The organism is Paenibacillus sp. ACRRY, assembly GCF_022346995.1.
Taxonomy (GTDB): domain Bacteria; phylum Bacillota; class Bacilli; order Paenibacillales; family Paenibacillaceae; genus Paenibacillus.
In genome coordinates, this window is the sequence record NZ_JAKRNM010000014.1 from 74,446 (window position 1) to 86,522 (window position 12,077).

The window sequence follows — 12,077 nt, forward strand, 5'->3', positions numbered from 1 at the left end:
TCCTTCTAGTAGTCTATCACATTTATTTTTCAATATATGAAAATAAACGGTATCACAAGTAAAGCGAAATAAATCACTCCGTATGGTACATTTGTATGCAATAAGACGTATAAACAAATGAAGTTATTGATCTATCGCGCCGAGGACATAATTATGAAACAGTGCTTTAATAAAGGAGCTGTGGAATTAAATGAATAAAAACAAAAGTACAGAAATGAAATGCTCTTCAAAAGCAGAAAATATCCTATCACTGATCATATAGTAAGACTAAGCTAGGCGAATTACGAAAAATCGCGAAGGACATAAAAAAAGATCACGAACTAGCGATGGAACTTTGGTCAACCGAAGAGTTTTTGCCCAGACTGTTAGCAATCTTAATTATGGATAAAAAACTTCTTTCAGAAGATGTGCTAAATAAGCTTGATAAGGATATGCAGACTCACCCTTTTGATGAGCGAAATAACTTAATGGATTGGTTAATGGCTAATCAGCTCACCAAAGACAAGAAGACAATTGCATTGATGCAGACATGGGAAAGTAGCCCTTCTGCTCTTCAAAGGCGAGTTTTCTGGTATTATCAAGCGCGATTGAGATGGACTGGACAAACACCGCCTGATAACACCGAAGACTTACTATCTGCAATTGAAGCTAATATTAGGCAGGAAGAACCGGAAGTTCAATGGGCTATGAATTTCATTGCAGGTTGGATAGGCGTTTATGATCAAAAGTACCGTGCACGTTGTATTAAACTTGGTGAGAATACGGGTCTTTATAAAGATGAAATGGTATCCAGGGGCTGTACACCTAATTATTTGCCAGAGTTCATTGCAATTGAGGTTAACAAACGAAATAAATGTGTCGTAGGCGGGAAAGCCAATTTACAAGAAGAATAAAAGTAATCTAGGATAAAAGCAAGAGACGGTGGAGAGATGTCCACGTCTCTTTTTTCTGCGCTCTGAACTTGTAAATATTATTGAACATATTAAGAAATACAGCTAATGTTCCGATAATTAATATGCAGTTATATGTCCTGAATCGACATTTATCAACATTTTCTTAGAAAAGGTGACTAAATATATGTTTTCACCGTTCCAAAAGAAGAAGAGTAGACTTGAGCAGCAACTGAGAGAGGACCTTCACATAAAAAGGGACTTGGAAGAACCACAACAGGAAGTATCGTTAGATGCAACTACTTCCGAAGCGAAGGAAGAGCCTTCAGGTTCTGTTTTAATAAACAAAGCCCATATGGACAAAAGCTCTCTTGATCTATTGTTCGCCGTAGAGCAGATGATTAAGGATAAGCAGCATGTCGAAATGAGCCATAACGATGTACAGGATCGGCTAAACCATGCGAACGGACAAAATGATCGCTTGAACAGAGATCTAAAGAACTTGGGCAAGGTCATTGAGGAACGTGAGAAGAGCATTTTGGAGCTGGAGCGGAAATTGGCTGATAAGAACCTGAAGGTTGATCAGATGCTGGAAGACTATCGGGAGCTCCAATTCAATATGTCTGGTCAGAATGAGGAGCTAAAAGGTGTCATTGAACTCGAGCGCCAAAATTATGCCGGCCTGCTTCAGAAACACAATGAGATGATTACCGATAAGAATAAGAGAATCAGCGAGCTTGAGGAGAAAAATGTAAGATTCGAATCCGAGCTCACTCAAATGAAGCAGAAATTCGATACTCTTCGCCAGGAGAAAACGCATCTGCTTAATGTTGTAAATGACTTTACGAACAGACTGACTTCTCCGTTTGCATCAAACGCAGGAAAAACCGAGGAATCTCCAAACGATTAAAGTCATGTCTGATCGGAAGAGAGGACGAGTGGTATGGAGACATACATTACGCAGGTAATAGAGCTGTTATCGCTTGGGAAGACCTCGGATGGTGTACATCAAATCACGGTCGTTGTGACCCAAGAGGATAGGCAAGCTACATACGAAATGAATATTGATGAGTTTACATATCTTGCGCTTGAAGTGTTAGAACCAATGAATGGAGACAGGATCCGACTCTCTCCTTATGCCAAGTGGGATCCTTACCGGAACACCTTTTATAGTTCCATAAACAGATCCACAGATGTTTCCCGGGATGTGCAGTATTTTGCATGCAGCGAAGCATACATAAATGAAATAAAGCGGATCAGGAGCCTTCCGCCCGTAGTGATGGAAGTTGGAGGGCAGGAGGAGAAAGTAGAGAAACCGGCTCAGCGAGGGATGCAGCTCCTGCGGCAATTCTCTGTACACATGCCTAAAATACTCATTCTGTTTCTGTTCACTGCCGGCTTGCTGATTGTTCTATCTATCACTTCGAAGGGGAATGACAATTCAGATACATTTAGCGGTTCAATCGGAGTGGCACAGGCAGAGGAACAAAAAGATGCTTCGAAAACAGCGATGGATCCTGTATCTATAAGTACTACATACAAGTCCAAAATCACCGATGTGGCTGCAAGAACGGAGCAATTGGTCGTCTCTCAAGTATCGGATCGGCCTAACACCAATCAAGCATCCATTGAAGCCATCGATATTGGTGAAGAGGAGTCCTTTTTTGGTTTACCAAAGGGATATGTGGCTTTGACCTTTGATGATGGACCTTCCATGCTTACGAAGCAGTTTGTGGACATTCTGACAGAACAGAAGGTAGCCGCAACATTCCTATTCGTAGGGCAGAAGGTGGAACGCAATCAGGATGCCGTTATCTATGCGAGTGAACATGGAATGGCGATCGGAAATCATTCCTGGGATCACAGTTTGCTTCCGAAAGCTACTCCTCAGGATCAGAGCGAGAGCTTGTCGAAGACAAACAGCGTTATAGAATCACTGACGCATAATAAGGTTACGTTGTTCCGGCCACCATACGGTGCGATTAACAACGAACTTGTCTCCAAGGTCAAGAAGATGAATATGAAGACTCTCCTATGGAATCGGGATCCAGAGGACTGGAACGCGAAGAAGCCTGAGGATATTATTCGATACTTTCACCAAGTGGAAGCTGCTGGGGGCGTATATGTGCTGCACGAGAACAAGAACACCTTAGAAGCACTGCCAGCTATTCTTGAACACTTAAAAGAAAAGAACTTGAAATTTGTCATCTTCCAATGAAATAGACCAGTAATGGTGGTTCTTATCATGCCCTACTTATGATATGGAGAAAAACTTCATGAGTAGGGCTAAACCTATTTAAGGCAAAACCGATCTGATTATTAAACGCTCCTCTCATCCATAGCCTCATAAACCCGCGTCTTCTGGCGTGGATTAACCCTTCCTTTAGCATGAATCGAAACCCCGAGCACGAACTTTACTGTAGATCCAGATCCATTACAGGCATATTTCTTCTCTATCAATCTTTCAAAATTTTTACATCCATTTGATATAATTCGCGATTTTTATGACTTAATTTATGTTAAAATATCTCAGGATCAGAAATTGGAGAGGGGTTTTTTAACTCATGTCATGGAAAAAAGTTCTGGGGAAAAGCACCATTCGTGTGGCAACGACTGCACTATTACTTTCTCAACTATTCGGCGCGGTAGGTCCTGTCTCTGCGGCAGGCACAGATGTAGAAGTACACTTGATCGGAATTAATGACCTGCATGGTCAGCTTGATACCACATCAATGGTTGGTGATAAAAAGGCAGGAACAGCTCCAATTCTAGCTACATATCTGAAAGAAGCTCAAGCCAAATATGAACACTCCCTCCTCTTCCATAATGGAGACTCTGTTGGTGCATCTGCTCCAGTTTCTTCTTTGGATCGTGATGAGCCTACGATGGAATGGATGAATATGATGGGCTTCGATGTGGGTTCTCTCGGCAACCATGAATTCGACCAAGGGATCGCTGCATTGAAAGCACAAATCTTTGGCGGCCTTGATCCAAAAGAAGGCAAAGTGACTCATGCTGGTGCAAAGTTTGACTATGTAAATGCAAATGTCATCGAGACTGCTACTGGCAAAACATTAATTAAGCCATATGTAGTTAAAGAAGTGGGCGGCGTCAAAATCGGATTTATCGGATTGGTGACGAAATCTACACCGGCTAAAGTATCTCCATCGGGTACAGCAGGCGTGCGTTTCTTAAGCGCTGAAGAAGAAGTAGAAGCGGTTAATAAATACTCTAAAGAATTGCAAGATCAAGGTGTTGAAACGATCATCGTTCTGGCACATGATCCAGCAACAACCAAAGAAGGCGTAACTACTGGAGAAGCAGCTGATTTGGCAAAAGCTCTGCCAGCAGACTCTCCTGTTGATGTTATCATTGCAGGTGACAATCACGCTTTGGCTAACGGTGAAGTGAATGGAAAATTGATCGTTCAAGCTTACTCTTATGGTACGGCATTTGAAGATATTAAATTGATGATTGACCCTGCGACTGGGGATGTAACTGAAAAATCTGCAACAGTGACAACAACTTTCCAAGAGGGTGTAAAAGAAGACCCTGAATCTTTGGCAATTATAAAAAAATCATTGGACAAGCATCCTGAGCTAACCAAGCCAGTAGGTACAACCGATGGTTCGGTCACTCGCACAGATGCTTACAATAACGAAGCACCTCTAGGAAACCTCATTGCAGATGCAATGCGTCAAGCAGATTTTGGCGATAACGCAAGCGAGGCTGACTTTGCATTTATGAACCCAGGTGGTATTCGTGCTGATCTGCCAGAAGGCGATGTGACCTTTGCTGATCTTGCCAAAATCCAACCGTTCGGCAATACTCTAGTAAAACTGGAGCTGACGGGTGACCAAATCCAAACCTTGTTGGAACAGCAATGGGGAACCAATGCAGATGGTACACCAAACACCAAAACACTACAAATCTCTGGTTTGAAATATACTGCAGATTTCAATAAGCCAGTTGCAGAACGTGTGACTAGTCTTAGCCTTGAAGATGGTACCGCTATTGATCCTGCCAAAACATATACAGCTGTAGTTAACAACTTTATGGCAGCAGGTGGAGATAACTATAAAGTGCTGGTGGATGCTAAATCATCCCTGGCCGGTCCTATTGATCTGGATGTATTCTACCAATACATTGTAGATGCATATAAAGGCGGCGCGATCCAAGCTGAAACAGAAGGACGTATTACGAACGTCGCTGCACCTGCAGAGCAACCAGAAACACCGGTAACAACAGAATTCATTTCCCGTGCTGAATTTGTAAGTGCGCTAGTAGAGATGTTGAAACTAAACGAAGTTGCTACAGCACCTGCATTCAAGGATGTCGCTGCTGACGCGGCATATGCAGACGCCATCGCTGAGGCTACTCACGCTGGATTCATTCAAGGCTACGGTGGCAACTTCAACCCTGACCGTGATATCACTCGTGAAGAAGCGGCTACTATTCTTGCTAAATTGTTGAAAAATCCAGCTTCGGATAAAGATGCTGCTGCGATTATTGCTGGTTTTGAAGATGGTAAATCCGTATCTGTCTATGCAGTTAAATCCCTGGCACAATTGATTGAGCAAGGTATTCTTGGAGCGGCAGAGAACAACGAACTTCAACCGAAACAAGGCCTCTCCAATAACGATGCCAAAGCTCTCATTCAAAAAGCTGTGGCAGCAAAAGCTTCATAATATAGAACGTTAAGCAAACCTTATAGGCTCTGCAAAAGCATAGCGATAACACTTGCTAATGGACGGTTGCAATTTGTGTAGATACTTCAATAAGGTTTGCTATATGCTATATTAATTCTAAATTCTTGAACCACCTGTGTAACTACAGGTGGTTCTTTTTTTGAAGAAATCTAATAAGACACCATATCCTCACGTTGAAGATCGGACAAACGCACTTTATTTTTCTTGTCCACATTTATACCTCACTAAAAGCGACCCTATTGCATTTAATAAAACTATCAATAACAAAGGAGGTTTTGAGAATGGGAAATAGAAGACCTGGAACGGGCTATGACCTTGTTCAGATATTTAACTCCACTCCCTATAATGCGTTTGGGAGAGTAGAGTATGCATCCATCTTTTGTAGTGACGATAATTATAGTGTTCAGCGTGATGAGACTTGGAGAGCGTCTGGTCGCGGGGCCTGCCTGGTGACTAGAATAACAGCAACGGTTAGAACACCGAGTGGAAATGTTGAAGCCGAAGCGTATACTTCTTCGGGTACTTCGTACAGCCAATTCGCCATCATACAAGTAGGAGTAAATAAGTTTCAAGTGACACGTGTAGTAAGTGCCACTAAACGCCGCAAGAAATAACCCAAACCGATTATTATCGGGAATAGTCACCAAAATATAAAGAGGCGACCAGCCAAAGCTACAAGGCCGGTCGCCTTTCTTTTTGTTTCAATGCTCCTTGTACCATAATATTCTGCGATACATCGATGAATCTTGTAAATGCCGGAAAGGGTGCAAATCTGGTTTATAATTGCCTTCAATGATCCAAATCCGACGTTTTCTGTCGATGCCTATATCGAATCCAACCTGTCTTAGTTCGGGGTAGTGCTCTCCCAGTCGTTTGGCAGCTAGCAGTGCAATTCGTTCCGCCTTTACAAGTAAGCTTCGACCTCCAATATGAGCTAGTTTTAAGGCCTCTAGCACGGGAATGGTGCGGCTGGTCACATTCGTGACCAGATACCCTTGCGCTGCAACTTTGGCATATGAGCCTGTAACTTTCCAAGGGGATAAGGGGTCTTTTTGGCGCTGAACCATAATACGGATATCGAAGGGTCTATGTTGAACCTGGGCAAGCTGCAGACGTCTTTGAACGATATATCCAGGACCTTTGTTTTTCTTCCGGAACAATTGAAGTAACTGATCGATGTCCCTCATGGTGGTCACATCTTTCTCGTTACGAATACGTAAGGCAGTCGCACCGTTTCGTTTAATAAACAGGATATCTCTTCCGTAACGCCCATCGCGAGGCTTCACAACGACATTGTGATATTGGTGCAGCATCTTTGATAAATGGTTCTTTTGAAGCAACCGCGTTTCAGGCAGACGTTTGGCAAGAGAAGAGCCCTTACGGAGGATGCGATACTGAGTCCATTTGTCTCTTTTCATTACAATCGGAACCACAGCCTTTTTCATTCTTTTACAGTCATTCTAAGTTAAAGTATCAGTTAGCATAAGCGGCCATTCGTCTAAATATGAGCTGATGTTGTTCATGACGCTTACTCCACGTGGGCGTTGTGTGATTCTGATCGGTTTCTATATTTCCCACGCAGCATGATAGAATGATGTAGATATAGATTTTTTATACATAGAGCACCTGAGTATAGTAGACAGGAGAGTGTCTAGAGTGAGTTATAAAGATTACGAAGCACAATTGGATCGAATAAAAGTGAAGCTTCAACAAGCTATGCATAAAGACGCGGATTTCTCCTTGTTTGGAGCATCCTCCCACCAATACAGGGTGAAAGGGAAGCTCACGGCAAAAGAGGTAGAGGACTGGCAGGACCGTAACCAGGTAACGCTTCCAGAATCCTTCACGAAGTTTTTGACGGAAATCGGGAATGGAGGTGCCGGGCCCTATTATGGAATATATTCGCTTGATAAGGCTGCTTCCAATACGGAGCGCCAGGCACTCTTCGCAAAACCGGCTCTTCATCCAGGGATGACCAAGGAGGAGTGGAACGATCTGATTAAGCCTCTGACCGAAGATGATGACATCTCCGATGAAGAATATGATGAGGCCCGCAATAAAGTGCTTGGCGGCATGCTGTGCATAGGTACCCAAGGTTGTGAATACGATATGTATCTGGTGCTGGAGGGAGAGTACAGAGGGAAGATTGTGTATACTTCTGATTTTCATCCGGATCATCCCTTTTTCTTTGTTTATGAAGATAGCTTTCTGGACTGGTACGAGCGCTGGCTGGATGAAATCATTTTAAACTATGAGGGCTCATGGTTTGGCGTTCTAATGCCTGGGAACGAGGAAGTTTTGATGCAGACTTATCAGAAAGCTCCGAACGAAGAGATGCAAACCAAAGCACTGGATGGGATGTTTAAATTTAAGAAAGTCTCACAGGAAACGATTGATTTTCTAAAGAGTATTGCAGATCAAAGTCCGAAACACCGCTCTACCGCCATTCAGCTCATATGTAAAACTTCTTTTGATACAGGTGCAAAATTTCTTATGGAGCTATTGCGATCGGATGTGCATGAGGATTTTCTGGAAGCATTAAAGATTCTGAATGGCCACCGCAAAACCGTAGATTTAGCGGAGTTTTATCCCGACATTTTGCAAAGGTTTGACAGGATTAATAATCTTGAAACCCTTCGTTATGCAGGATATATTTTGGAAGAGTGTGATGCTGTTACTCTGCAACACTTTAAGCCTTATCTGTGCAGCGCTGATCCGAATATGCAAACCACAGCGATCTATGCTGCTCGCTACTGCAAGAACAAGGCTGGAAGCTGGCAGATCATTGAAGACATGTTTGTTGAAGGCGACCAGCAGGTGCTAAAAAACTCAATACTATACTGGGGCCTCATTCCGCATGAAAAGTTGCTTCCTTACTATAGGGCTGTATGGCCGGATTATAAAAACAATCCCAATTTCAGAGACAAATTTATAACTTGTTTGCAAGAGTTGCATTTACCAGATGACTATTTCGAACAAAATGGATCATGAGAAAGATAGCTTGCCCATCTCGACTACCTGATGTTTAGCAAGGGATATATATAGTCATAAATCTACCAAAATTACGATAGTAGGATGCACTGAGTACAGCCGTACGGTTTGTAGACCGTACGGCTATATTGCATTTTACGTAAATCAACATAATTTTATATTAAGTCTTTAGTCAAATAAGATACAATTGAGATGTAGAATAGGGCATCCAAGCGGGTGCCTTTAGGTTTGTTTCAAACAATGAGCTATGTCATGCTGAAGTTTTGAAGATATTAAATTTGAATTGAAATGGTGGGTTCATGAAAGAATTATACAGTCAGGTGAATCGAAGAACATATTACATATCCATGTTAATGATCATTGTGTTAATGGTGTCTGGACTTATAATATCTACATTTGAGTTAAACGGAATTACATTAGGATATAGTATTCATTTTTCGTGCGTGGCAGTTCTATCGGTGTGTTTATTGATCTATCCGAAGTATGAGACCTATGTCTTCAGAAAGATCATCATTATGATGGGGTTCGCTTATTTCTATACTCTTTTCTTTTTATACCCGGATACCTGGACCACATATATTCTGATATGCCTAATTCCCTCTCTTGCCATTCTGTTCTTTGATTTGAGATTGTTTTACTTCTCCATTGTGTTAAATGGGATATTGATCCTGATCACATTTGGTTACATCATCATGATTGACCAAGGAGAAGTGTATACCTATTTACACCATGATATTGTAGGCAATCTGATCAACATTATAGCGAGCCAAGTATTAATCATTCTAATCTTTCATTTATCGTTTAGCCGGATGAAAAAGCAGCAACTCTATTATGAACAGTTACAGCAATCAGAGCGTTTGAAGATGATCGCTCATTTGACCGCTGCTGTGGCGCATGAGATTAGGAATCCAGTTACAGTTGTTCGAGGTTTTTTGCAGTTATATCAGCAAGATCCTGCTTTTGACGTTTCGGACAAGAACAAGTTTAAATTAATGATCGATGAACTGAATACGGTTGAACATATCACTTCCCAATTCCTAACCCTCTCCAAGCCCAACGGAGATCTGAAACCGGAGAGAGTTGATGTGAAGGATGTCCTTCAAAGTGTTACGAGCCTGCTTAGTTCATATGCCATGCTATCGGATAACCATATTGATATAGATGTTGAGGAAAATTGTACGATTCTCATTAATACGATTGAGTTCAAGCAGCTGCTTATGAATTTAATCAAAAATGCAGTGGAGGCATCGGAGATTGGCATGTCTGTCTCTGTCACGGCAAAGAGAAATCGTCATTATATTGAGATAAGGATTATCGATCAGGGAAGCGGAATGTCAGAAGATGAGGTGAAGTCGCTAGGTACTCCTTTCTATTCGCTAAAAAGTAATGGAACAGGGCTGGGGTTGATGATCTGTTTTAATATTGTAGAAAAGTATGGCGGAGAGATTCGTTATCATAGTTCCAAGGGAGACGGCACAACAGTCACTGTTCGCTTCTTGGCTGCAAATGACAACTGAAAGTGTAGACTAAATATTCTTACTAAGCGTATTTACGCTAAATAGTAGGTTATTGATAATGGGAAAAATTAATGACAAATCTGGCGTGAAAAGGTTTATAGGGTATTGGCGATGTCTTGTAACAGAGGGGACAGCACATACTTTTATTAACAACGTATTGCGCCTCTTTTTTTTCCTTTAGGTTTTCCTTAGATCATAGTAATTTTATAGATTTTTCTTGATTGACTAACATATATCGAGTGAGTAGAATAAAAACACAAATCAAGGATGGAATGTGATTCTTGAATGTGAAATCGGCATTATAGTTGTCTGCGGCGTGACCAATTGTGAATCAGACAAGCTTAGGTAGTGTACTTGATAGGAGTACATGTCAGATGTTTTTTTGGATGATTGTGCTGGCAGTACTGAGGAGGATTGTAACTGATACATAAAGTAGATTGAGAGATTTATACACCAGCAAAAAAGGGATTTAGTATCCAAAAACTAACTCATTTAAGGGGAACAGATGAAAAAGAATTTTAAAGTAAAATCCTTATCGATCCTATCCACAGTCGCTATCCTTAGCACCATGGTACCACATGCCTCCGCTTCGGTAATTTTGAGCGATATTTCAAGCAGCTACGCCAAGGAAGAGATTAATGAACTTGTCCAAAAAGGGATTATTTATGGCACTGGTGATGGAAAATTTAATCCAACGAGTAATATAAAGCGACAGGACTTCGCTATCCTACTGGTAAGAGCATTAAATCTGGATACCGACAACCCTCCACAATCACCTTCTTTTAAAGATGTTCCTCAAAATAACTATGCATTCTCTGCTGTAGAGGCTGCTGTCAAAGCCGGTCTAATTAAAGGTGTGGGTAATGGATTTTTCGGCATTAATCAAAATCTTACCCGTGAGCAAATGGCTGTCATCTTTGTGAATGCACTTGGAGTTAATAGTTCAGGAAAGGGCCAAAACCTGGCGTTTTCGGATGTCAATTCAATTTCTGACTGGGCTAAAGATGCAGTTGGTGCTGCTGTCGAATTGGAATTAATGAAGGGAAATCCGGATGGTACGTTTAAACCTTCTAATCAAGCAAGTCGTCAGGAAGTAGCTCTGGTTGCATATAAGTTTCTAAATGAAAAGGCTAAGATTGATGAACAAGAGCCGTCTGTGATACCTCCGCCGACTCCAATACCGCAAACACCAACACCAACACCAACTCCGGCCCCGACACCTTCTACTGGTGGTGGTACTCCTTCGACAGGTACAGGTGGGAATTCCTCAAGTAATGGAAATTTAGAAATTGCTAATCTGGTAAAAGCAGCAATCGCAGCCTTGCCAGCAAAAGATGATGTAATGCTGACCGACAAAACAGCTGTGGAAGAAGCCCGCACAAAGTATGAGGCACTAACTGCCACTCAAAAGACGCTGGTAGGAGATATCACGCGTTTGACAGAAGCGGAAGCAGCGATTGTGGAATTGGAAGCCCAGGCTGCGGCGGACCTAGAAGCTGCCAATCTAGTGAAGGAAGCAATTGAAGGCCTACCTGTAAAAGAGGACGTAGTGCTGACAGACAAAGCAGCTGTGGAAGAAGCACGTACAAAGTATGAGGCACTCACTGCAACTCAAAAAGCGTTGGTAGGAGATATCACGCGTTTGACAGAAACAGAAGCAGCAATTGCTGAATTGGAAGCCCAAGCCGCAGCGGATCTGGAAGCTGCCAATCTGGTGAAGGAAGCAATTGAAGGCTTACCTGTAAAAGAGGACGTAGTGCTGACAGACAAAGCAGCGGTGGAAGAAACGCGTACAAAGTATGAGGCACTCACTGCGAATCAAAAAGCGCTGGTAGGAGATATCACGCGTTTGATAGAAGCGGAAGCAGCAATTGCTGAACTGGAAGCTCAAGCAGCCGCGGATCTGGAAGCCGCCAATCTAGTGAAGGAAGCAATCGAAGGCTTGCCTGTAAAAGAGGACGTAGTGCTGA

Annotated in this window: 8 protein-coding genes and 1 pseudogene; 8 read left to right on the forward strand and 1 reads right to left on the reverse strand. The window is 42.2% G+C overall.

Features of this window, described 5'->3' with window-relative positions:
• Positions 1–190 precede the first annotated feature (190 nt).
• The 5 genes and pseudogenes from MH144_RS27650 to MH144_RS27670 all read left to right on the forward strand — a co-directional run bounded on the left by MH144_RS27650 (position 191) and on the right by MH144_RS27670 (position 6,213).
• Positions 191–893 (forward strand): annotated as a pseudogene (locus MH144_RS27650) (DNA alkylation repair protein).
• A gap of 259 nt (positions 894–1,152) precedes the next feature.
• Positions 1,153–1,800, forward strand: a complete 648-nt coding sequence (locus tag MH144_RS27655) for a hypothetical protein (RefSeq protein WP_239305442.1) — start codon at positions 1,153–1,155, stop codon at positions 1,798–1,800.
• A 33-nt stretch (positions 1,801–1,833) separates the two neighbouring features.
• Complete coding sequence (locus tag MH144_RS27660) at positions 1,834–3,108, forward strand: polysaccharide deacetylase family protein (RefSeq protein WP_239305443.1); 1,275 nt, start codon at positions 1,834–1,836, stop codon at positions 3,106–3,108.
• A 346-nt stretch (positions 3,109–3,454) separates the two neighbouring features.
• Positions 3,455–5,578, forward strand: a complete 2,124-nt coding sequence (locus MH144_RS27665; RefSeq protein WP_239305444.1) for a bifunctional metallophosphatase/5'-nucleotidase — start codon at positions 3,455–3,457, stop codon at positions 5,576–5,578.
• 302 nt (positions 5,579–5,880) lie between these two features.
• The gene (locus MH144_RS27670; protein ID WP_239305445.1) at positions 5,881–6,213 is read left to right on the forward strand and encodes a hypothetical protein; all 333 of its coding nucleotides are present in this window, start codon (positions 5,881–5,883) and stop codon (positions 6,211–6,213) included.
• An 87-nt stretch (positions 6,214–6,300) separates the two neighbouring features.
• Here MH144_RS27670 and MH144_RS27675 read toward each other — a convergent pair whose 3' ends face one another.
• Positions 6,301–7,017: a YheC/YheD family protein gene (locus tag MH144_RS27675; protein WP_239305446.1), complete on the reverse strand. Its 717-nt coding sequence runs from the start codon at positions 7,015–7,017 to the stop codon at positions 6,301–6,303.
• 298 nt (positions 7,018–7,315) lie between these two features.
• Between MH144_RS27675 and MH144_RS27680 the strand changes: the two genes are divergently transcribed.
• The 3 genes from MH144_RS27680 to MH144_RS27690 all read left to right on the forward strand — a co-directional run.
• Positions 7,316–8,590, forward strand: a complete 1,275-nt coding sequence (locus MH144_RS27680) for an SMI1/KNR4 family protein (RefSeq protein ID WP_275440336.1) — start codon at positions 7,316–7,318, stop codon at positions 8,588–8,590.
• Positions 8,591–9,033: 443 nt separating this feature from the next.
• A complete protein-coding gene (locus MH144_RS27685) occupies positions 9,034–10,107 on the forward strand; it encodes an ATP-binding protein (protein ID WP_239305448.1) in 1,074 nt (357 codons plus the stop codon).
• Positions 10,108–10,612: 505 nt separating this feature from the next.
• The coding region (locus MH144_RS27690) for an S-layer homology domain-containing protein (RefSeq protein ID WP_239305450.1) at positions 10,613–12,077 on the forward strand (1,465 nt) is incomplete at its 3' end.